The following is a 20,219-nucleotide window of genomic DNA, read 5'->3' as shown; positions in this document are numbered from 1 at the left end:
TTCCTCTTTTTTCTCTCTCCCTCCTCCCCCTCCCCCCCCCTCCCCCTCCCCCCTCCCCCCCCCCCCCCCCCCCCCCCCCCCCCCCCCCCCCCCCCCCCCCCCCCCCCCCCCCCCCCCCCCCCCACGACCGGGGTGGGTTGGCAGGTCACAGCCCCCGACGGTGTGGCTGCCGGCTGGGGTTAGCGGTGGTGGTGTCCGCTGCGGCCCCAGGTTTCGGTGTCGATGGTGCGGCCGCGGTCGTCGCGGAGGGTGGCGGTGTCGCGCTCGTCCCAGATCTGGTGGCGGCGGTCCTGGTAGACGTCGCGGTGGGTGTCGCGTCCAGCGCCGGTGTGGACCTTGACGCTGGAGTGGCCGTCGAGGCGGAGGTGGTTGAAGCGGTAACGGTTGCCGTCGCGGTCGGTGAGGGTGTAGCCGCGGAGGTTGACGGCGTGGCGGCCGGTGTTCTTGATTTCGACCCATTCGCGGTTGAGGGCGCGGTGGTCGCGGTCGTGGCCGCGGGTGTTGGTGTGGACGTCGCCGATGACGAGGGAGGAGTTCTGGCCGCGGTGGCCGTGCCGGTCGTCGTCGTGGGCGGCGGCGGGGAGGGCGGCCGCGCCGACCAGGGCGCCGGCGGCCAGGAGGACGGCGAGGGCCCGGCGGGTGGTGTGAGAAGCAGACATGCGGATGACTCCTTCAACGGTCGGTCCGGCGTCATTGCCGGGAGCCACACTCTGGTCCGCATGCGCCATCAACCGCCACGACCCTGGACGTGTGTTGCTCAATGCGGACATGTCCGTAACTCTCCCTTGCAAGATGCATGGGTCAATGACCAGTTGACATGCGGCGGCAGGGGAGGGGCGGCGGTCCGGTCGTGGTAAGTGCAGGACTGTTTCGGCCACATAAGCAGTTCATTCACGCCAGGGGTGTCGAGTGCGCCGAACGAGTTCGGGGTCATGTAACAAGGCCCTGAGCAGTGAGCGCGCTCAGCGCGACGACGTTCAAAGCGGTTGAGGCCGGATGCGGGGCGACCTAGCCTGCCCGCATGAGCGACATCGTGATCACGACCCTGGCCGAGCGTCCAGAACTGGCCGGGCGGCTCTGGGACATGGCGGACTCGTGGCCCGAGTTCGCCCAGCACGACGCGCTGGCCTGGCTGCTGTACCCGAGGATGGTCGCCGAGTTCCCGGAGTACGTCCTGATCGCCACCGACGGCGACGTGGTGGTGGCCCGGGGCTTCAGCCTGCCGTTCGCGCAGTACGCGCCGGGCCGTGACGGGGTGCTGCCCGCCCAGGGCTGGGACCGGATCCTGATGTGGGCCTTTTCCGACCAGCGGCGCGGGATCCGGCCCGACACGGTGAGCGCGATCGAGATCAGCGTGGCCGTCGACCGGCAGGGCCAGGGCCTGTCCGGGCTCATGCTCGCCGCGATGCGCGCCAACGCCCGCGCCCGCGGCTTCGCCCAGGCCGTGGCGCCCGTCCGGCCCAGCGCCAAGTCGGCCGAGCCGGACACCTCCATCCACGAGTACGCGTACCGGACGCGGGAGGACGGCCTTCCGTACGACCCCTGGCTGCGCGTGCACGTCCGCGCGGGCGGAGTCGTCGACTCCGTCGCCCCGCTGTCGATGACGGTCAACGGCTCGCTCGACCAGTGGCGCGCATGGACCGGCCTCCCCTTCGACGCGCCGGGCCCGGTCCACGTCCCGGGCGCCCTCACCCCCGTCCACTGCGCACCGGAGCAGGGCTACGCGGTCTACGTCGAGCCGAACGTCTGGGTGCGGCACTCGCTGGCGTAGGGAAAATCAGCGGTGGCCGAGCGATCAGGAATGCATGCGGTCATGACTACCGACCTTCCCGCCGACTACGAGATATCCACCGACACCGCGCGGATCGATCCTGACCTGGTCCATCACTGGCTGGCGCAGGACGCGTACTGGGCCCGCGGCCGGTCCCGGGAGAAGCAGGACCGGGCGATCGCCAACTCCCTCAACTTCGGCGTCTACGAGCGGGCCTCCGGCAGGCAGCTCGGCTATGCCCGGGTCGTGACCGACCAGGCCGATTTCGCCTGGCTGTGCGACGTGTACATCGCCCCGGAAGCGCGCGGCAAGGGGCTGGGGACCGCGCTCGTCACCGCGGTGCGCGATCACCTAGCCCCGTACGGTCTTCGGCGCATCCTGCTGGCCACCGCGGACGCGCACGCGGTCTACGCCCAGGTCGGTTTCACGCCGTTGGAGAACCCCGAGCGGTGGATGACCCTGGGCGCTCAGTGACACGCCCCGCGCTCGGCACACGCGGGGAAGGACCCGGACCCGGCACCGAACCGCCCCTGACGGGCCGGACCGGGCCGGGCCGGGATAGGCGGGCCGGACGCGTCAGCCCACGGGCGTGAAGTCCTGCGCGGCGATGTACGCGGGGCGGCGCACCGGGGCGGCGAAGGGCTTCGCCGGGCGGTTCTCGACGCTGTTGAAGACGAGGAACACGTTGCTGCGCGGGTGCGGCGTGATGTTGTCGCCCGAGCCGTGCATCGCGTTGCAGTCGAACCAGGTGGCCGAGCCCGCCCCGCCGGTGAAGAGCTTGATGCCGCACGCCGAGGCGAACTTCGACAGCGCCTCGTCCGACGGGGTCCCCGCGTCCTGCATCTGGAGGGACTTCTTGTAGTTGTCCTTCGGCGTCGCACCGGCACAGCCCAGGAAGGTCCGGTGGGACCCGGGCATGATCATCAGGCCGCCGTTGGTCGTGTAGTTCGGCGTCAGCGCGATGGACACCGACACGGTGCGCATGTGCGGCAGACCGTCCTCGGCGTGCCAGGTCTCGAAGTCGGAGTGCCAGTAGAAGCCGCTGGCCCCGAACCCGGGCTTGACGTTGATGCGGGACTGGTGGACGTACACCTCCGAGCCGAGGATCTGCCGCGCGCGCCCCACGACGCGCGGATCGGCGGCGAGGGCCGCGAACACCTCGCTGATCCGGTGGACCTCGAAGACGGAGCGCACTTCCCGGGACTTCGGCTCCACGATGGACCGGTCGTCGGCCAGCGTCGAGGGGTCACGGAGCAGCCGGTCCATCTCGGCCCGGTAGACGTCCACTTCGTCGGGTGTGATGAGCTCTTCGACGGACAGGTAGCCGTCGCGTTCGAAGCTCTCCAGCTCGTGGGCCCAGATGGGGCCCGGTGTGCCGGGCTCGGACCAGACGACGGGGTCTACACGGCCGGTGAGCGCCTCCTCGGAGCCCCTGGTCGGGTACAGGTCCTTCACGGTGCGGGTGGATGCGTGGGTCATGGTGGTGCCTGCCTCTCCTCTCTGTGCGTGCGCGGGTCTGTGCGCGTCAGCTGGGGTCGGGTTCGGTGAGCAGCGGGTACACGCCGTTCTCGTCGTGGTCCTCGCGGCCGGTCACGGGCGGGTTGAACACGCACAGGCAGCGGAAGTCCTGCTGCACGCGCAGGGTGTGGCGCTCGTGGCCGTCGAGGAGGTACATGGTCCCCGGCGTGATCGTGTAGGTCCGGCCCGTCTCCTCGTCCGTGAGCTCGGCCCGCCCCTCCGTGCAGACCACGGCCTCGACGTGGTTCGCGTACCACATGGACGTCTCGGTGCCGGCGTACAGGACGGTCTCGTGGAGGGAGAAGCCGACACGTTCCCTGGCCAGGACGATGCGCTTGCTCTCCCAGGTGCCGGATGCCGCCCTGACGTGGCGGTCGGTTCCCTCGATGTCCCGGAACGAGCGGACGATCATGGTGGTGCCCTTCTTGGTGTACGGGTGCTGTCAGGCGGTTTCGTGGACGGAGCGGGCGAGGATGTCGAGGCCCTCGTCGAGTTCGTCGCCGCTGATGGTGAGCGCCGGGAGCAGCTTCACGACCTCGCTCTCGGGTCCCGAGGTCTCCAGGAGGAGACCGTGCTCGAATGCCCTGCGGCACACCTCCGCGGCGCGCTCCTTCTGGGCGAACTCGACGCCCCAGGCCAGACCGCGGCCCCGGTACGCCGCGCCCAGCCGGCCGTGTTCGTCGCACAGGGCGCGCAGTGCGCTCTCGATGCGCCCGCCCTGGACGAGGGTCCGCTCGCGCAGGACGCCGTCGCCCCAGTACGCCTCCAGGGCCGCGGTCGCGGTGACGAAGGCCGGGTTGTTGCCGCGGAAGGTGCCGTTGTGCTCGCCCGGCTCCCACAGGTCCAGTTCGGGCTTGAACAGGCAGAGGGACATGGGGAGTCCGTAGCCGCTGATGGACTTGGACAGCGTGACGATGTCGGGGGTGATGCCCGCCTCCTCGAAGGAGAAGAAGTCACCGGTGCGGCCGCAGCCCATCTGGATGTCGTCGACGATCAGCAGCATGTCGCGTCGCCGGCACAGGTCCGCGAGGGCGCGAAGCCATTCCGCGCGGGCCACGTTGATCCCGCCCTCGCCCTGGATCGTCTCGACGATGACCGCCGCCGGGTGGTTGAGGCCGGAGCCCTGGTCCTCCAGCAGCCGCTCGAACCAGAGGAAGTCGGGGACGCTGCCGCCGAAGTAGTTGTCGAAGGGCATCGGGGTGCCGTGGACCAGGGGGATGCCCGCGCCGGCCCGTTTGAAGGCGTTGCCCGTGACGGCGAGTGAGCCGAGGGACATGCCGTGGAAGGCGTTGGTGAAGGAGACGACCGACTCGCGGCCCTTGACCTTGCGCGCCAGCTTGAGCGCTGCTTCGACGGCGTTGGTCCCGGTGGGCCCCGGGAACATCACCTTGTACGGCAGTGCGCGGGGTTCGAGGACGTGGGACCGGAAGGTCTCGAGGAAGGTCCTCTTGGCCGTCGTCGACATGTCGAGCGCGTGCGTGATGCCGTCCCGCTCCAGGTAGTCGAGCAGGGCACGCTTCAGGAGGGGGTTGTTGTGGCCGTAGTTCAGGGACCCGGCGCCCGCGAAGAAGTCCAGGTAGCTGCGGCCGTGTTCGTCGTACAGCCGGCTTCCCGTGGCGCGGTCGAAGACGACGGGCCAGGCGCGGCAGTAGGTGCGCACCTCGGACTCCACGGTCTCGAAGACGGACAGGACCGGCTCGGTCATGGTCAAGGCAACTCTCCAACGGGTGTGGGGTGTTCGATAGCGGGATAGCGGGATAGCGGGATAGCGGGATAGCGGGATAGCGGGATAGCGGGATAGCGGGATGCGGGGGCGACGGAGTGCGCCACCGGCATCAGAAGTGGAGCGGCCCGATGCGGTGCAGGACCTCCGGGGCGTGCCCGTCGTTCGGGAACTCCTCGGCGGTGAACAGCACTTCGCGCGTGAGCGTGGCACCGTGCCGTGCGGCGTACGAGGTGAACAGCCGCTGCGACGCGCGGTTGTCGGGTGAGATGGTGGTCTCCAGGGAGCTCAGTCCCTGTTCTGCCGCCACTCGGGCGGAGAGACCGTCGAGCAGGGCACCGGCGATTCCCAGACCGCGGACGGATGCGTCGACGGCGATCTGCCAGATGAGCAGGGTTCCGGGGCTGTCGGGCCGCAGGTATCCGCTGACGAATCCGACGGCGCGCCCGGACGAGTCGCGGGCCACGGCGGAGGTGCCGGCGAAGTCACGGCACCAGAGGAGGTAGCTGTAGGCCGAGTTGAGGTCCAGCGTCCTGGAGTCGCGAGCGAGGCGCCACAGCTGGGGGCCGTCACCTGGGCGGGGGCGGTCGATATGCGTCGTCACGGCCGCCGCGGTGGTGGGGGTGGTCGTGGTGGGGAGCGGGGTGGGGGGCGGGGTCTTCCTGTGTCGGGCTAGTTCTGCATGAGCAGTCATGCGGGCCGAAGTTACCCAGCCATGGCGCATATTGCATGGCCCTAAGGGGTTACGAAGCGGACGCGGCCCGTGGTATTTGCGGACGCCTTCCAGGAGGCGGAGAGAGCCGAGAATACGCCCGTAGATCTATGAAAAATCCGGATATCTCCACCTCACCCTCCCTTAAGTAACGAACGCATAACGTCTTTGCTCTGTCTCATATTTTCCACTTGAATGTGATGTCTTCCTCGGCCGTGCGGGGGTTTCGTTCGCACCTGCGCGGTTATAGGCGACCGTTGGGCGTCGAACGCGGAGGAGAGCGTCTACGGCATGACCGAGGCGGTCCTCAAGACGCGTGGCATGCTCGGGTGACCGTGCGGCGGCGGCGGCCCTGGCCACGCTCGCCTTCAGCCCGTGGCGTCACCAGGCGAAGGTGTGGGCCGCGTACGCGCTGCACCGCCTGACCGGTGACACCGCCGAGACCCGCAGGCTGTGCGAGGTGCTGGGGCGGCCCCGCGTCGAGGTGCCCGGACTGGACGAGGAGGTGCGCGCGGCGATCGTCCACGAGTACGGACACGAGTGCGCCGAGCGGAGCGACCCGCGGTGGCGGATCGAGGCCCTGTGCACCGAGCCGCCGACCAGTCCCGACCCGGCCGAGTGGCTGAGCCGGGCCACGACCGCGCTCACCGCGGCGGGCCTCGCGTCGCAGCCGCCGGTCTCCTGCGCAGAGGTTCACCGCCAAGGGGACGGGACCTACGACGTGATCGGCTACGGCGAGAGCGGCGGCGAGGTGCACATCAGCACGCTCGGCCGCTTCGCCGCCGACGAGAACGACGATCCGGCTGTCCGCGGCGCCCTCGAATCGGCGGGCTTCCGCTGGATCGACCCGGCCGTCGGCTCGATCGAGGTCACCCGCCTCGGGGTGTACTACTTCGGCAGGCGCGACCCGCTGGACGTCCACAGGCTGCTGTTCTACTGGCAGGACTAGGGGGCGAGGGGGACAGGTTCTTCTAGGCCATCTCGTCACGGATCACGTTGCGGTGCTGCTCGTACAGGAGCCGCGCGTCGTCGTTGGGGAGCGCCGGGGTCGTCAGGCCGCAGGCGCAGGTCACCACCGTGAGGTCGGACAGAGCGCGCAGGGTGTGCCCCTCGGCACTGGTCCGGGCCGCCCCCGCCGGCTTCTCGTATCGGAGGTTGTGCGGGTAGCGGGGTGTACGGGCAGCGGCCGGGTGGAAGCCGGCGCTGTCGTCGTCGTGGGTGAAGCGGTGCTCGCTCATGGGTCCAGTGTCGTCTGCCGGAGACGAATAACCTGTCCCCGCGCGGCGCAACGCGACCCGAGCATCACCGGCCTGGCCGCGAGCCGGACGCGCCGTCAGGGCTCCCTCCGCCCGGGCGGGCCGGCCAGGCCGGCGTCGCGCAGGATGCGTCCGATCGTGTCGTCGAGGGTGCTCGCGGCGTCGATGACCGTCTCGACGCCGCCGGGCAGCAGGTCGCGCGGCCGGTACCAGGAGCTCAGTTCCGCCTCGGAGACCTCGCTCGCGATCGGCTTGGTCGCGTGCCGGGCGAGCGTCACCTCGAAGGGCACGTCCAGGTAGTAGCCGTGGGTCGGTCCGCGGTGGTCGGCGCGCAGGCGCGCGAGCATTCCGCCGTAGTGGTCCGCGTAGAGGATGCCCTCGACGACGACGTGGTAGCCGGCGTCGAGGGCGTACCGCGCGACGGTGTCGATCAAGCCGATGTTCACGCCGTCCAGGCGGTCGTGTTCGCGCAGGACGTCACGGCGCATGACGTCCTGGCCGACCAGGGCCAGGCCCCGGCCGAAGCGCGCGCGCACCCCCGCCGCGACCGAGGACTTTCCCGAGGCGCTGTTCCCGCGCAGTACGACGAGCCGGGTGTCCGGGGTGCCCACCATCATCCGCACCACGTTACCCGCCCGCGCTGCCCGCCACGGGCCCGTCGTCACCTTCCGCGCCCGTCCGCTCACCGGACTTCTCCCGGTGGGGCGTCGCCACTCAGACGGCGTAATCTGGTCGAAACCGCCACGGAACGCGCACGGCGAGCACCGTGCGCGCCGTGCACTCCGCCACGAACGATCCCAGGGAGGCGGTGCGTGACCGATCCTTTCGGCTTCCTCCGGATCCCCCGCGAGGCCGCTCCGGCCCGCCCCGTGGAGGAGAGGCTCGGCGACTGGCGCGAGGTCTACGCGGGCCGGCTGCACCTGCCGCTCGTCTCCCGACAGGCCGACCGCTGCATGGACTGCGGCATTCCGTTCTGCCACACCGGCTGCCCCCTCGGAAACCTCATACCCGAATGGAACGCGTACGCCGCCCGCGGGGACTGGCACGCGGCGTACGAGCGGCTACACGCCACCAACAACTTCCCGGAGGTAACGGGCCGGCTCTGCCCGGCTCCCTGTGAGGACGCCTGCGTCCTGGCGATCAACGCCGACCCCGTGACCATCAAGAACGTCGAACAGGCGATCGCGGACGAGGGCGTACGACGCGGCTACATGGCGCCGAGGCCGCCGCAGAGGCGCAGCGGCAAGACGGTGGCCGTCATCGGCTCGGGTCCGGCCGGACTGGCCGCAGCGCAGCAGTTGACCCGGGCCGGGCACTCGGTCACCGTGCACGAGCGGGCCGACCGGCTGGGGGGACTGCTGCGGTACGGCATCCCCGAGTTCAAGATGGAGAAGGCGCACCTGGACCGTCGGATCGAGCAGATGCGGGCCGAGGGCACCGTGTTCGTCACGGGTTCGTACATCGGCGGCGGCGGTAGGGACGTTGGCGGCTGTACGGATATACCCGACGCGGCCGAGCTGCGCAGCCGGTGTGACGCCGTCGTCGTCGCGACGGGGGCCGGCGAACGCCGGGAACTGCCGGTCCCCGGCCGCGAGCTGCTCGGGATTCACCAGGCCATGGAGTACCTGACCTGCGCCAACCGGGTCCGCGAGGGCGACTACCCGGTGTCGCCGGTCAGCGCCGAGGGCAGACCCGTGATCGTCGTGGGCGGTGGAGACACCGGCTCGGACTGTCTCGGTACGGCCCTTCGGCAGGGCGCGCTCTCCGTGGTCCAGCTCGACATCAATCCCGAGCCCGGCGCGGACCGGACCGACGCCGAGCCCTGGCCGGTGTACCCGAGGACGTACCGCATCTCCCACGCCCACGAGGAGGCCCGGGGCCGCGAGGGCAGCGACCCCCGGCTCTTCTCCTGTGCCACCCTGCGCTTCGAGGGAGACGCCGAGGGCAGGGTACGGGCGCTGCGCCTGAGCGCCGTCGAGCCGGTGGGCCGCAGCCCCCTGGCCGGCACCGAGCGCGCCCTGCCGGCCGGCCTGGTCCTGCTGGCCCTCGGCTTCTCGGGCCCCGAGCGGGCCGGTGGCCTGCGCGAGCAGCTGGGGCTGGAGCTCGACGAGCGCGGCAACTACGCGCGGGACGCCGCCTTCGCGGCGGCCGGTGGGCGGGCGCCCGGGGTGTTCGTCGCGGGCGACGCGGGGCGGGGGCAGTCGCTGGTGGTGTGGGCCATCGCCGAGGGCCGGGCGGCCGCCGCCGCGGTGGACCGCTACCTCACGGGCTCCACCTGCCTCCCGTCGCCGGTGGCCGCCCACGACCGCCCGATGACGGCCCTGGGGCGCATGCGCTACGGGGACTTCTAGGTCGTCTCTTTCGGATCTTGTCGGCCTAGCCCGCGGCGTCTGGTGCCGTGCATGGCAAGGCGGAGGGGCGTGCCGCGTACTGGACGTACCCGGACGTCCCGACAACGCGGCCAGGTGCGGTGCCAGACGCCGCGGGTTCGGCAAGATCCGGAAGAGACGGCCTAGGTGTGTTGTCCGGACAGGACCTCGCGGCGTCGAGGCGCTCGAACGCGCCGCGGGGCCGCCACCGGACGGGGTGGCGGCCCCGCGTAGCTGCGAGCCGTGCTGCCGGCGTCATCCGCCGTGGCCGTCTCGTCAGCGGGTGGCGAGGAGGGTGAGCGTGTCGATCACACGGTTGGAGAAGCCCCACTCGTTGTCGTACCAGGCGACCACCTTGATGTGGCGGCCGTCGACGCGGGTGAGCTCCGAGTCGAAGATCGACGAGGCGGGGTTTCCCGTGATGTCGGACGACACGAGCGGGTCGTCCGAGTACTCCAGCACACCGGCCAGCGGGCCACTGGCCGCGGCCCGGTAGGCCTCCAGGACCTCTTCGCGCGTCACGTCGCGGGCGACGGTCGTGTTCAGTTCGACGATCGAGCCGACCGGCACCGGCACGCGGATCGAATCGCCCGAGAGCTTGCCCTCCAGGTTCGGCAGCACGAGGCCGATCGCCTTGGCGGCGCCCGTCGTCGTCGGCACGATGTTGACGGCGGCGGCGCGGGCCCGACGGGCGTCGCGGTGCGGGCCGTCCTGCAGGTTCTGCTCCTGCGTGTAGGCGTGCACCGTCGTCATGAAGCCGTGCTCGATGCCGGCGAGGTCGTCGAGCACCGCGGCCAGCGGTGCGAGCGCGTTGGTCGTGCACGAGGCGTTCGAGACGATCGTGTGCGCGTCCGGGTCGTAGGCGTCGGAGTTGACGCCGAACGCCAGCGTGACGTCGGCCCCCTCGGACGGCGCGCTGACGAGCACCTTCCTGGCACCCGCCTTGACGTGGGCACGGGCGGCCTCGGCCGAGGTGAACCGGCCGGTGGCCTCCAGCACGATGTCGACGCCGAGCTCGGCCCACGGCAGCTGCTCCGGCTCCCGCTCGGCGAGCACCGTGATGCGGTGGCCGTCGACGACGAGGACGTTTCCGTCGACGGTCACCGGCCGGCCGAGCCGCCCGGAGGTGGTGTCGTAGGCGAGCAGCCGCGCGAGGGTGGTGGGCTCCGTGAGGTCGTTGACGGCGACGACCTGGAGGTCGCTGTCGCGTTCGAGGAGCGCACGCAGCACGTTGCGTCCGATGCGGCCGAATCCGTTGATGGCGATGCGAGTCATGAGCGATGTCCCTTTCGTTCGCCATCAGGTTCGCGCCCGGCGCCTGCCCGCGACAGCGGCGTGATCGCCATGGTTCAAAAGGATCTCGCCACGGGGAGGCAGGCCGGTGGCAGACCAGCGGCCGGCTACTCGCCCCGGGTGAAGGTGCGCCGGTACTCGGTCGGGGTGGTGCCCAGGATGCGCTGGAAGTGCGAGCGCAGGTTCGCCCCCGTGCCGAGACCGACGTCGGCGGCGATCTGCTCGATGCCGCGCTGCGAGCGTTCGAGGAGCTCACGGGCCACGTCGATCCGGGCGCGCATGACCCACTGCATCGGCGTGTACCCCGTGTCCTCGGCGAAGCGGCGCGAGAACGTGCGGGGCGAGACCCCGGCGTGCCGGGCGAGCGCCTCCAGGGTCAGGGGCTCGCCGAGCCGGTGCAGCGCCCACTCGCGGGTGGCGGCGAACCGCTCGCCGAGCGGCTCGGGCACGCTGCGCGGCACGTACTGCGCCTGGCCGCCGCTGCGGTAGGGGGCCGCCACCAGGCGCCGGGCCGCGTGGTTGGCGGCGGCCACGCCGAGGTCGCCCCGCAGGATGTGCAGGCACAGGTCGATGCCGGAGGCGGCGCCGGCCGAGGTGAGGACGCTCCCCTCGTCGACGAAGAGGACGTTCTCGTCGAGCCGGACGAGGGGGTGCCTGGCCGCGAGGGCGCGGGCGTAGTGCCAGTGGGTGGTGGCACGTCTGCCGTCGAGCAGACCCGTGGCGGCGAGCGCGAACGCGCCCGTCGAGATGGCGGCGAGCCGCGCGCCACGGGCGTGCGCGGCGATCAGGGCGTCGATGACGGCCTGCGGCGGGTCGTCGCGGTCCGGAAAGCGGTAGCCGGGGACGAAGACGACGTCGGCCCACGCGAGCGCGTCGAGCCCGTGGGTCACGTGGTACGACAGGCCGTCGCCGCCGGTCACGAGGCCGGGCGCCGCGCCGCACACCCGTACCTCGTACGGCATGCTCGCCCGGGTCGTGAAGACCTGCGCGGGGATGCCGACGTCGAGGGGCTTCGCACCTTCGAGGACGAGGACGGCGACACGGTGGAGGCGGGAGGCTGGCACGGGGACGAGCGTACGCGGGGCCGGTGCGCACGAAGGCGGAGGGGAAGGCTCCGAAGATCCCGGCGGGATCCCGGCCGAACCCGCTTCGTTTCACATCGAGCGCTCGACGCGCGCGAGCCACTCGGTGAGGAGGGCGCGCAGGAGTTCCGGTTGCTCGTGGGGCAGGGCGTGTCCCGTGTCGTCGAGCACGGCGAGGGAGGCGTGCGGGTAGTGGTCGACGAGGTCGACGGCGCCGGCGTACCCGACCGTCGAGTCCAACCGTCCGGCCACGACCACCGTCGGCCCCGCGTATGCCGGCGCGTGATCGGGGGTGAGCGCCCACCGCTCGCCGATCCGCTCCAGCGCTGCCTCGTCGACGAGCGCGGCCGCCGGGGCGACGTAACGGTCGTACCGTTCGAGCATCTCCGGGGTGTGGATCACGAAGTAACTCCGGAATGCGTCGTCACCGATCTCTTCGGATCCGGTGACGACGCGGTGCTCCGGAACGTCGCGAAGCCCCGCCGGCAGGGGACAGACGAGCGCCAGACCGGCGACGTGCGCGGGGCGCCGCGCAGCCATCGCCTGCGCGTAGTACGCGCCCGCCGAGTGACCGATGAGGAGGTGCGCGGCCCCGCCCGTGACCTCGTCGGCGAAGGCGAGCAGGGTGTCCAGGACGTCGTCGGCGCTGCGCAGCGTCTCGGGAGCGGGGGTTCTGCCCGTTCCAGGGAGGTCGGGATAGATCCGCCGGAGCCCCGCAGCGCCGTCGAGGACCGGCTCGAAACACGCCTCCGCCTCGCGGTGATCGACGCCGGCGCCGTGGAGCACCAGCACGGGCAGGCCGGTGCCGTGTTCCACGTAGTGGACCGGCACTCGGCCCGCTCGGATCTCCATCCCCGCAGGCTAACGGCGCAGGCGCTGCCGGCCGACGGGGCGCGGTGGTCTTCGCTGCGGAGATGCCCCCGTCCGTGGCGTGCCGCGGCTGGCTGTTGCGCCGCGCCGCGGCGGGTGAGCGCGTCGATGGCCGGAAAGCGCGCCCCCCGGTACCACTCCCGTCCTGCCTCCTTTCCGTGAGGCGAGGGGGTTTGGCCGGTTTCAAGGCGGTCCAGGATCGGTGCATGACCATGGAGAGAGGGCTCGTCGTCAGGCCGGTGCGTGCCCGGCTCGGCGTGGCCCGCGGTGTGCGGGTCGAGGTGGCGCAGTGGCCCACCGGGCCGCGGACTGCTCCGGGTTGGGCCCCGGACGGTCCGCAGGAGCCGTCCCCCGCGGTGCGGGAGGCGGTCGAGGCGATCGTGCGCGCGGTGGCAGTCGGCGACGACGCGCTCATCGACCGCCTGCTGGCCCGGTTCACGGACATCGCCGACTACGACGCTCTCGTCCACCTGCGCACCGCCCTGTGCGACACGGCGGGAGCGATGACAGCGCACCCCTGACCCGGCGGTCTGACCGGATGGCTTTGAACGTCCTCGGCGTCCCGCCGAGCCCGGCCTGTGATGATGTTGTCGCCAGTCCGGTCCGGTGAGCAGGCGGATCGGATACTGCCCTGGTTCGTGATGGCCGGGGCCGGGCCGGGCCGGGCCGAGCGGTGTGACGGGTCAGGGCGTCGATGTGATCGGTGCGCTGATGGGGAGCACAGCCTGGCTGTCGGGCGTTGGACCGTAGAGGGCAGCGATCGTGTCGCACACACCGCACTACCCGGGTGATGAGGAGGAACTGATGAGCGCGGCCGACGAGGGACGGCAGTGGCCGGACGAGGTCAGTGTCGACAACGCGAGGACGACGCTGCTGCAGCTCCTCGCGCGCGGGGGGATCCCGGCCGGTGACGCGTGGCAACTGGTCGGGCTCCTGGAAGCGGGTGCGCTGGCCCTCGCGCACGAGGAGCTGAGCGGCGGCTTGAGCGTGCCGGGCGACAAGGGAGAGGCGTACGAGTCGGGCTGGCTCGACGGCGCCGGTTGCCTCCTGGACGGGCTGGGCGCCGTCGCCGAGCGGACCCTGGTCCAGGTCGTGGGGGCGGACGGGCAGCAGGGTCCGGCCGGGGAGCGTCCTCGGGCGGGGCGCATGGAGGTGGCGCGGGCGCGCGTGGCGGTCACCCCTCTGTACCTCTCGTTCACCGCGGGCTCGGAGCTGGATCCGGAGGTGACCGACGAGGTGCTCGCCGCCGTCCTCGGCACGATGAGCCGCCGCCGGCGCGCCGGGTACGCCGGACGGCTGACGGAGTTCGTCGCCGCCCACCGGACTCGGCTGGAGCGGCTGTTCGCGGCGTACGGACCGGACAGCTCCATCACGGTGCACGGCCGCTATTCGCTCCTCCACTCCGCCACGAGCATCGCCGTACTGGAGCGACTGGTGGCCGCGCCGCAGGAGCTGCGTGAGGAGTGGGACGCCGCGGCGCTGCCGCCCGCGTGGCTGGACGGGCTCACGACGGCCTGGAACGCCCCGGCCTGACCTGCGGGGGCCGCGAAGCGCGATCCCGCTTCCGCACCGGGCGCGCCCTCGTGGCGCGCGGGGGAGCGGGGGCGTCATGGGTTAGAACGGTTTTCCCATGTGGTTCTGACTCTCGGGGTGATGTCGTGGAGGAGACGGGGCTGCCCGGCGGGGCGGGGGAGCGCCGGAAGGCGCCCGGGCGCCGGCTGTTCTTGGGCTTCGCCGCCGCCGTGCTCGCGCCCTGGCCCGCGGGGCTCACGACGGCCGCCGGGGTCGCCGAGGCCGCGGCGGCTGCCGACTCAGCCGACGCCACCGACACCGGCGTGGATCGCGTCCGGCGAGGGGACGGGCTCGACGTAGAGGCTGAGAACGCGCTGCCCGGCTCCCCCGACTGGCGGATCACCCGGGCCGGACCGGCGGGCGCCGTCGAGGGCTTCGCCGACCGGGTCAGCGTATGCCCCGGTGAGCCGTTCACCTTGCGGGTCTCGACGACCTCGGCGTTCTACACCGTCTCCGCGTACCGGATGGGCTGGTACGGCGGCGCCAGGGCCCGCCTGGTCTGGAAGTCGGCCGCTCTGCCGGGTGTCCGCCAGCCGCCGGCCACGATCGACCCCGGCACGCGGATGGCGCACGCTCCGTGGGAGCCGACGGCACGGGTGGACACCTCGGGGTGGCCGGAAGGCTGTTATCTGCTGCGGCTGGACACCCAGGACGGACGGGCCCAGCGCTACGTGCCGCTTACCGTCCGGTCCTCCTGCACCGCCGGCCGTACGGTCGTGATCAACGCCGTGGCCACGTGGCAGGCGTACAACCGCTGGGGCGGCGCGGACCTCTACAAGGGCTCGACGGGCAAGAACGGGTCGCGGTCCCTCCAGGTCTCCTTCGACCGCCCGTACGCCAACCGGCAAGGCGCCGGCCAGTTCCTCGTGTTCGAGGCGCCCCTGATCGCGCTCGCCGAGCGCCTCGGTCTTCCCCTCGCGTACACGACGGGCCTGGACGTCGCACGCGATCCGGACCTCCTGCGCGGGGCGGCCGCCATGGTCTCCCCGGGCCACGACGAATACTGGAGTCCCGAGCAGCGCCGCCACGTGACCCGGGCGCGCGATGCGGGGACGAACCTCGCCGTCCTCGGCGCGAACTGCTGCTACCGCAGGATCCGCTTCGCCGCCTCCTCCACCGCGCCGGACCGCATCGTGGTCTGCTATAAGAACGACTACGCCCAGGACCCCGGTTTCCAGCAGGGCCTCCCACCCACGAACGACTTCCGGCGCGAGCCCGCCCCCGAGCCGGAGAGCTCGCTGCTCGGCGTGATCTACGACGGCTATCCGGTCAACGCCCCCTACGTCGTCTCCCACCCGGACCACTGGCTCCTGGCGGGTACCGGCGCGCGGGCCGGCGACTCCTTCCCCCACCTGGTGGGGGTCGAGTTCGACCGGGTGAACCTGTCCCATCCGACGCCGCGGCCGATCGAGGTCCTCGCGCACTCGCCGGTGACGTGCAAGGGGCGGTGCTCGTACGCGGATACGGCTTACCTGACCCTGCCGGGAGGCGCCGCGGTCTTCGCCACGGGCACCATGCGCTGGGTCGAGGCGCTCGACGCCGGGGCGCCCGGGACCGGCAAGGCCCCCCACGGCCTGGACGCACGCGCGGGACACTTCACGCGCACGGTCACCGCCAACGTCCTGCGCGCGTTCGCACGGAGGGAGGCTGGGCGGACCCAGCCCGCCCAGGACAATCTGGCCGCCCTTTACGGGGACACGAGCGCATCCTCCTCCTGCTCCTGAGCACGCCTCCCCACGAGGGGGCTCGTCGAGCGAAGGCGAACGCTCGACGTCGTCATCGCACTGCCGGCGCTCACCGGCCGTTCAGCAGCTGCGTGGTGGCCAGTTCGCGGTAGAGGGCGTCCGCTGTGAGGAGTTCGGCGTGGGTGCCCACCGCCCGTACACGGCCGGCCTCCATCACCACGATGCGGTCGGCCGTGGTGACCGTGGACAGGCGGTGGGCGACGACGAGGACGGTGATGCGGCCGGCGAGGTCGGTGATGGTGTCGCGCAGTGCCGCCTCGTTGGCCGCGTCGAGCTGCGAAGTGGCTTCGTCCAGCAGCAACAGTCTCGGGCGGCGTAGCAGGGCCCTGGCGATCGCGACGCGCTGGCGCTCCTTCCACCATTTGGCCGATCCGGGGGGGGCGAGTGGGAAGAGGTGGAGGAGGAACGCGACCAGGGTGGAGACCCCGATGGCGCCCGAGGTGACGCGCGCGCCCCCCACCCCCAGCACGACCAGGAAGCAACCTGGACCACGACCGCCGAGAGGGTCGCGGACACCGCTTCCCAGGCGGCGGCGCGGACACCGGTGCGCCGGGCCGAAAAGGGCGTTTTTGCCGGCGCGGGAAAGCACCGCCCCCGGCCGTCGCGGCCGGAGGCGGTCCCGCACCCATCCCGGTCCCAGCCCTAGCGGCGCGTGTCCACCACCGCGAGGAGCTTGCCGCTGGTCGGGCTGCGGTCCAGCGACGCGCCGTCGACCGCCTCGACCGCCAGGTCCAGCAGGCGTTCCGTCACCGCCGACCGGAGCTCCGGGTAGCCGGCCAGGAAGACCTCCCGCAGCCGCTGCGGGTCAGTCGCCGCGGCCCGCTCCACCCGTACGGTCAGCCGCTCGCGCGCCTGCGCACCGTCGAGCCGGATCTGCAGCTCGCCCCGGTGGCCCCCCTGTTCCTCGGCCAGGTCCATGAAGCGGCGGTGGTCGAGGAAGTACGTCGCCACGCGCATCACGTCACCGGTGCGACCCCTCAGCTCGAAGCGGGGCGCGTGCCGGCCGCAGGCGCAGCGGCCCGGGACCTCCCGGCCGAGGTCGCCTATCACGTAGCGGCCCAGGTCCTGGCCGCGCCGGGCGTGCGTGGTGAAGACCAGCCGGCCCGTCCCGCCCGGGGCCACCGGCCGGTCCTCGGTCAGGTCCAGGATCTCCATCGTGTGGAGGTCGGCGTGCAGGTGGTGGACACCGCCGGAGCTCTCGGTGCACTGGTAGCCCAGCGGGCCGAGGTCGGTGCTGCCGTAGGTGATCGAGCGGACGGTCTCGATGCCGAACGTCTCCTTCAGCGTGCGCTGTTGCTCCTGGGTGAAGTGCTCGCCACCGTAGAAGATCTTGCGCAGGCCTCCGTACGCGCGCAGGGAGTCCGCCTCCGCGTGGAGCAGTTGCCACAGGTAGGAGGGCATGCCGAAGAGGGTGTCGGCCCCGTGGTCGATGACGGCCTGCGCCGTCGCCCGGTGGTCGGGCCCGGCCGACAGCGGCAGCTGTACGCCGCCGAGCCGTTCCAGGACCGAGAAGAAGCTGATGAAGCTGCCGTACATGCCGCCGCAGTAGAAGAGGTTGGCCGTGCGGTCCCCGACCGGGTCGTAGCCGGCGGCGAGCAGACCGCGGGCGGCGGCGTGCATCTGGGTGTCGTAGTCGTCGTAACTGAAGACCGACAGCGCCGGTGCGCCGGTGCTGCCGCCACTGCGGAAGTACAGCTCGGCATCGGCCCGCGTGATCTGCCGGCCCCGCTCCTGCACGTCCTCCTTGCCCAGCAGGGGGCCCGCGGGCGGCGGCAGGACGACGGGCAGGGCCAGGTCGTCCAGGCAGGCGGTGGTGGCGAAGCGGGCCGGGTCCGCCTGGACGGCGACGCGGCGGCTGTACCGCTGGAGGGCGTAGACCCCGTCGTGCGGCTCGCCCGCGTAGCTCTCCAGCATCGCGCCGACCGGCGTGACGCGGGTGACACCCGCGGCCAGGACGGTACGGGACAGCTCGGCGACGTCGGTCCGGCTGCCCGCCAGGCCCGCCGTCTGCAGGTAGCGGCGCATCGGACGCAACGTGGCGATCAGCCGCTTGCGGGGCAGCGGCTTGACCCACACGCTGCGGTGCAGCGGCGAGGCGGTCAGCGGGGACCGGGTGTCGGCCATGACCCGCCACGAGCCGTCGGCAGCGGCGAACACCCGGGTCAGGCCCAGGTGTTCCTCCAGCCGGGCCACCAGCTCGGTCGTGGTCAGTTCGGCCGCCTCGGCGGGGTCCGGCCCGCCCGCCGAAGCGGCGGCCACGGCCGCCGGCCGGTCCGCGAGGACCGCGGCGAACCGTTCCGCGAAGGCGAACACCTCGCCCTCGTCCTCGGTGTCGAGATAGACCACCTGGGGGCTGGAGCACGCCTGCTGCTCGTGCAGGCACACGTCGTCCGCGAGGGCTTCGAGGACGCAGGCATCCGACCAGGCGTCCCCCGTCAGGTAGGCGAAGGAGATCCGGTGCCCCCACTCCACCAGCCGGCAGCCGGCGGGCACATGGGCCGCGACCCCTTCGACCGCGCCCTCCCCGCCCCATACGGCGACGGCGTCGGCGGGCGCGCACATCAGGCGCAGCCACTCCTGCCGGGAGGACGGGAAGCGCAGGACGACGATCCGCGCCGCCAGTGCACCGCTGGGGTCCAGCGCCGCGAGCTCGGCCATCAGGTGCTGGGTCAGCAGGGTGTCGGCGCTGCTGGTCTTGAGGATGTTCACGTTTCCGGCGAGCAGGCCCTCGACGATGCTCAGCGGCGCGACCGTCGCGGCGTTGCCGGGGGCGATGTGCGCGACCAGGCCGACGGGCGCCCACGCCTCGTAGACCGTCTCGCGCGGATCGGCCCGGTTCAGCCGGCCGGGAGCCGCGCCGCCGAGTTCCCGGCGCAGCTTGCGGGTCAGCTCCCGCCGGCCGAGGAGGGCGCCGAGCTCGGCCAGTACGGCCGGGTCCTGCCCGGCGGGAAGGTGCGGGGCCAGCCGGGCGTGGACGGGGTGGGCCGGCTCACGCAGCGCGCCGGCGAGGGCGTCGCAGGCGGCCAGGACGGTCTCGGTCTCCAGCACCGTGGCCAGCGCGGCCTCGACCGCGGCCGGCAGCTCGGCGAGGCGTCGCCCGGCCTCCTCGTCGTCGACGAAGGCGCCCTGCCAGTAGTGGTGCTTCTCGGTCTCGCTCACGCCATGCCCTTCATCAGTTCGGCTGCGGCCACCGCGCAGCTGCGGTTGCGGCTCACCCCGGCACGGCCGTGCACGGTGAACCAGGGGGTCTGCAGCTCGCACCCGCAGTCCTCCCCCGGCCGGAGGGAGGCGAGGTCGCCCATGACCACGCTCTGCGCCGGCACGGAGGTGATGTACGGCGACACGAGGTGCAGGTAACCCGGCTCCCCGTACGGCAGGGGTTCGAGCGTGCGCGTGGAGCGGATCGTCACCCGCGACCAGACGGGCGCGTGCAGCCGGTGGTGGTCGCACTCGATGTACGGGATGCAGTGCTCGACCGACCCGAAGGTGTCCCGGATCCGCTCACCCGGGATGCCGAGCTGCTCGGTGACCCGGGCGTACAGCTCCTCCTTGCCGATGCGCCGGTCGGCGTGCCCCTTCCAGCCGCCGCCGAGGACGACGAGGGAGCCCTCGGGCAGGCGCAGCGGAGGCAGGCCCATCGCCCGCATCCGCTCCAGGGTGAAGAAGAGGAAGGCCGGGAAGCCGAGGATGCGGACCGGAGCGTCCTCCCGCTCGAAGCGGCGCAGCGCGGCGATGCAGCCGAAGGGGTCGAACTCGTGGTCGCCGCCGGTGTTGCGCAGTGCGTAGGCGACGCTGCGCGCCGGGGCGAAGTCGCACAGGTAGTTGTCGGTGAAGGCGGTCCCCAGGTTCAGGGAGGGCGCCGGCTCATAGCTGTACAGGAGGTAGTTGACCTCCTGGTCCGGGGTGATCCAGCCGTTGCGCTCGAAGATCCGGGCGACCATGCGCTGGGCGGAGCGGATGGTCCAGTGGTCGAAGAACATCTGCGACTTCTGGCCGGTGGTGCCGGAGGAGGTCAGGTGCAGCTCGACGTCCTCGCGCGGGACGGAGAGCACCTCGTGCCGCTTGAAGAAGTTCGCGTGGACGAGCGGCGCGCGGTACGGCTCCGCCGGGGGAGTGGCCTCGTAGAGGGAGCGGAAGAACGGGGAGTGCTCGGCGTGCCAGGCGTTGGTCTCCGCCATGGCGGCGGCGAAGAGTTCGTCCTGCGCGGGCCCGAAGGCGTAGGGGTCGGTCAGGTCGCACAGCTGTTGTACGTGGGGCAGGAGGGCCGGGTCCGGTACGGCGACCGGCGCGAGATGGGGGTTCATGCGG

At 72.1% G+C, this 20,219-nt stretch carries 19 protein-coding genes and 1 pseudogene; 7 read left to right on the top strand and 13 right to left on the bottom strand.

Annotation, left to right across the window (positions count from 1 at the left end; translation table 11 throughout):
* Nucleotides 1-179: 179 nt before the first annotated feature.
* Nucleotides 180-659, bottom strand: a complete 480-nt coding sequence (locus tag AC07DU_RS32640) for a lamin tail domain-containing protein (RefSeq protein ID WP_479039362.1) — start codon at nt 657-659, stop codon at nt 180-182.
* A 362-nt stretch (nt 660-1,021) separates the two neighbouring features.
* On the opposite strand from AC07DU_RS32640, the gene AC07DU_RS32635 reads away from it, so the two are divergent.
* Nucleotides 1,022-1,771 (top strand): N-acetyltransferase, encoded by a 750-nt coding sequence (locus AC07DU_RS32635; RefSeq protein ID WP_479115441.1) that lies wholly within the window; start codon nt 1,022-1,024, stop codon nt 1,769-1,771.
* 42 nt (nt 1,772-1,813) lie between these two features.
* A complete protein-coding gene (locus AC07DU_RS32630) occupies nt 1,814-2,245 on the top strand; it encodes a GNAT family N-acetyltransferase (protein ID WP_453370576.1) in 432 nt (143 codons plus the stop codon).
* A 102-nt stretch (nt 2,246-2,347) separates the two neighbouring features.
* Here the strand turns inward: AC07DU_RS32630 and thpD are convergent, their stop codons facing one another.
* The 4 genes from thpD to ectA form a co-directional block, all read right to left on the bottom strand.
* On the bottom strand, nt 2,348-3,250 hold the full coding sequence (gene thpD / locus AC07DU_RS32625) for an ectoine hydroxylase (protein ID WP_479115439.1): 903 nt from the start codon (nt 3,248-3,250) through the stop codon (nt 2,348-2,350).
* 46 nt (nt 3,251-3,296) lie between these two features.
* On the bottom strand, nt 3,297-3,701 hold the full coding sequence (locus AC07DU_RS32620; RefSeq protein ID WP_392051068.1) for an ectoine synthase: 405 nt from the start codon (nt 3,699-3,701) through the stop codon (nt 3,297-3,299).
* A gap of 30 nt (nt 3,702-3,731) precedes the next feature.
* Complete coding sequence (gene ectB, locus AC07DU_RS32615; RefSeq protein WP_479115437.1) at nt 3,732-5,000, bottom strand: diaminobutyrate--2-oxoglutarate transaminase; 1,269 nt, start codon at nt 4,998-5,000, stop codon at nt 3,732-3,734.
* Nucleotides 5,001-5,124: 124 nt separating this feature from the next.
* A complete protein-coding gene (ectA, locus tag AC07DU_RS32610; protein WP_479115435.1) occupies nt 5,125-5,706 on the bottom strand; it encodes a diaminobutyrate acetyltransferase in 582 nt (193 codons plus the stop codon).
* A 334-nt stretch (nt 5,707-6,040) separates the two neighbouring features.
* On the opposite strand from ectA, the gene AC07DU_RS32605 reads away from it, so the two are divergent.
* Nucleotides 6,041-6,673, top strand: a complete 633-nt coding sequence (locus tag AC07DU_RS32605; protein ID WP_479115433.1) for a hypothetical protein — start codon at nt 6,041-6,043, stop codon at nt 6,671-6,673.
* Nucleotides 6,674-6,695: 22 nt separating this feature from the next.
* On the opposite strand, the gene AC07DU_RS32600 is transcribed toward AC07DU_RS32605, so the two are convergent.
* The gene (locus tag AC07DU_RS32600) at nt 6,696-6,962 is read right to left on the bottom strand and encodes a hypothetical protein (RefSeq protein ID WP_360904702.1); all 267 of its coding nucleotides are present in this window, start codon (nt 6,960-6,962) and stop codon (nt 6,696-6,698) included.
* Between the two features lie 95 nt (nt 6,963-7,057).
* Entirely contained in the window at nt 7,058-7,594 is a 537-nt protein-coding gene (locus tag AC07DU_RS32595; RefSeq protein WP_479115448.1) for a P-loop NTPase family protein, read from the bottom strand.
* 198 nt (nt 7,595-7,792) lie between these two features.
* Here AC07DU_RS32595 and AC07DU_RS32590 point away from each other — a divergent pair, with 198 nt between their 5' ends.
* A complete protein-coding gene (locus AC07DU_RS32590; RefSeq protein ID WP_479115431.1) occupies nt 7,793-9,331 on the top strand; it encodes a glutamate synthase subunit beta in 1,539 nt (512 codons plus the stop codon).
* Between the two features lie 294 nt (nt 9,332-9,625).
* On the opposite strand, the gene gap is transcribed toward AC07DU_RS32590, so the two are convergent.
* From gap to AC07DU_RS32575, 3 genes are all read right to left on the bottom strand, one after another.
* Complete coding sequence (gene gap, locus AC07DU_RS32585; RefSeq protein WP_479115429.1) at nt 9,626-10,624, bottom strand: type I glyceraldehyde-3-phosphate dehydrogenase; 999 nt, start codon at nt 10,622-10,624, stop codon at nt 9,626-9,628.
* Between the two features lie 125 nt (nt 10,625-10,749).
* Nucleotides 10,750-11,706 carry a GlxA family transcriptional regulator gene (locus AC07DU_RS32580; RefSeq protein WP_360899950.1) on the bottom strand — a complete coding sequence of 319 codons (957 nt, stop codon included), beginning with the start codon at nt 11,704-11,706 and terminating at the stop codon, nt 10,750-10,752.
* A 90-nt stretch (nt 11,707-11,796) separates the two neighbouring features.
* On the bottom strand, nt 11,797-12,576 hold the full coding sequence (locus AC07DU_RS32575; protein ID WP_360899947.1) for an alpha/beta fold hydrolase: 780 nt from the start codon (nt 12,574-12,576) through the stop codon (nt 11,797-11,799).
* Nucleotides 12,577-12,800: 224 nt separating this feature from the next.
* Between AC07DU_RS32575 and AC07DU_RS32570 the strand changes: the two genes are divergently transcribed.
* The 3 genes from AC07DU_RS32570 (at nt 12,801) to AC07DU_RS32560 (ending at nt 15,890) form a co-directional block, all read left to right on the top strand.
* Entirely contained in the window at nt 12,801-13,115 is a 315-nt protein-coding gene (locus AC07DU_RS32570) for a hypothetical protein (RefSeq protein ID WP_479115427.1), read from the top strand.
* 283 nt (nt 13,116-13,398) lie between these two features.
* The gene (locus AC07DU_RS32565; RefSeq protein ID WP_453370566.1) at nt 13,399-14,127 is read left to right on the top strand and encodes a hypothetical protein; all 729 of its coding nucleotides are present in this window, start codon (nt 13,399-13,401) and stop codon (nt 14,125-14,127) included.
* A 125-nt stretch (nt 14,128-14,252) separates the two neighbouring features.
* On the top strand, nt 14,253-15,890 hold the full coding sequence (locus tag AC07DU_RS32560; protein WP_479115424.1) for a N,N-dimethylformamidase beta subunit family domain-containing protein: 1,638 nt from the start codon (nt 14,253-14,255) through the stop codon (nt 15,888-15,890).
* Nucleotides 15,891-15,960: 70 nt separating this feature from the next.
* Here the strand turns inward: AC07DU_RS32560 and AC07DU_RS32555 are convergent.
* From AC07DU_RS32555 to AC07DU_RS32545, 3 genes and pseudogenes are all read right to left on the bottom strand, one after another.
* Nucleotides 15,961-16,263 (bottom strand): annotated as a pseudogene (locus AC07DU_RS32555) (ATP-binding cassette domain-containing protein); the annotation flags it as partial.
* 290 nt (nt 16,264-16,553) lie between these two features.
* Nucleotides 16,554-19,070, bottom strand: a complete 2,517-nt coding sequence (locus tag AC07DU_RS32550) for an acyl-CoA reductase (RefSeq protein WP_479115422.1) — start codon at nt 19,068-19,070, stop codon at nt 16,554-16,556.
* Nucleotides 19,067-20,215 (bottom strand): LuxE/PaaK family acyltransferase, encoded by a 1,149-nt coding sequence (locus AC07DU_RS32545; RefSeq protein ID WP_479115446.1) that lies wholly within the window; start codon nt 20,213-20,215, stop codon nt 19,067-19,069. Before AC07DU_RS32545 ends, AC07DU_RS32550 begins: the two co-directional genes overlap by 4 nt.
* Between the last annotated feature and the right edge of the window lie 4 nt (nt 20,216-20,219).

The sequence above is a fragment of the Streptomyces sp. NPDC045695 genome, from assembly GCF_056432025.1.
The sequence above is the reverse complement of the archived record's forward strand: the minus strand, read 5'-3'. Positions and strand labels throughout refer to the sequence as shown.

What these genes read in the sequence shown, in the direction of transcription:
- AC07DU_RS32630 (WP_453370576.1), top strand. Translation starts at nt 1,814, where the DNA reads ATGACTACCGACCTTCCCGCCGACTACGAGATATCCACCGACACCGCG.
- AC07DU_RS32640 (WP_479039362.1), bottom strand. Translation starts at nt 659, where the DNA reads ATGTCTGCTTCTCACACCACCCGCCGGGCCCTCGCCGTCCTCCTGGCC.
- AC07DU_RS32570 (WP_479115427.1), top strand. Translation starts at nt 12,801, where the DNA reads ATGACCATGGAGAGAGGGCTCGTCGTCAGGCCGGTGCGTGCCCGGCTC.
- AC07DU_RS32575 (WP_360899947.1), bottom strand. Translation starts at nt 12,576, where the DNA reads ATGGAGATCCGAGCGGGCCGAGTGCCGGTCCACTACGTGGAACACGGC.
- thpD (WP_479115439.1), bottom strand. Translation starts at nt 3,250, where the DNA reads ATGACCCACGCATCCACCCGCACCGTGAAGGACCTGTACCCGACCAGG.
- AC07DU_RS32595 (WP_479115448.1), bottom strand. Translation starts at nt 7,594, where the DNA reads ATGGTGGGCACCCCGGACACCCGGCTCGTCGTACTGCGCGGGAACAGC.
- gap (WP_479115429.1), bottom strand. Translation starts at nt 10,624, where the DNA reads ATGACTCGCATCGCCATCAACGGATTCGGCCGCATCGGACGCAACGTG.
- ectA (WP_479115435.1), bottom strand. Translation starts at nt 5,706, where the DNA reads ATGACTGCTCATGCAGAACTAGCCCGACACAGGAAGACCCCGCCCCCC.
- AC07DU_RS32600 (WP_360904702.1), bottom strand. Translation starts at nt 6,962, where the DNA reads ATGAGCGAGCACCGCTTCACCCACGACGACGACAGCGCCGGCTTCCAC.
- AC07DU_RS32635 (WP_479115441.1), top strand. Translation starts at nt 1,022, where the DNA reads ATGAGCGACATCGTGATCACGACCCTGGCCGAGCGTCCAGAACTGGCC.
- AC07DU_RS32565 (WP_453370566.1), top strand. Translation starts at nt 13,399, where the DNA reads ATGAGCGCGGCCGACGAGGGACGGCAGTGGCCGGACGAGGTCAGTGTC.
- AC07DU_RS32620 (WP_392051068.1), bottom strand. Translation starts at nt 3,701, where the DNA reads ATGATCGTCCGCTCGTTCCGGGACATCGAGGGAACCGACCGCCACGTC.
- AC07DU_RS32545 (WP_479115446.1), bottom strand. Translation starts at nt 20,215, where the DNA reads ATGAACCCCCATCTCGCGCCGGTCGCCGTACCGGACCCGGCCCTCCTG.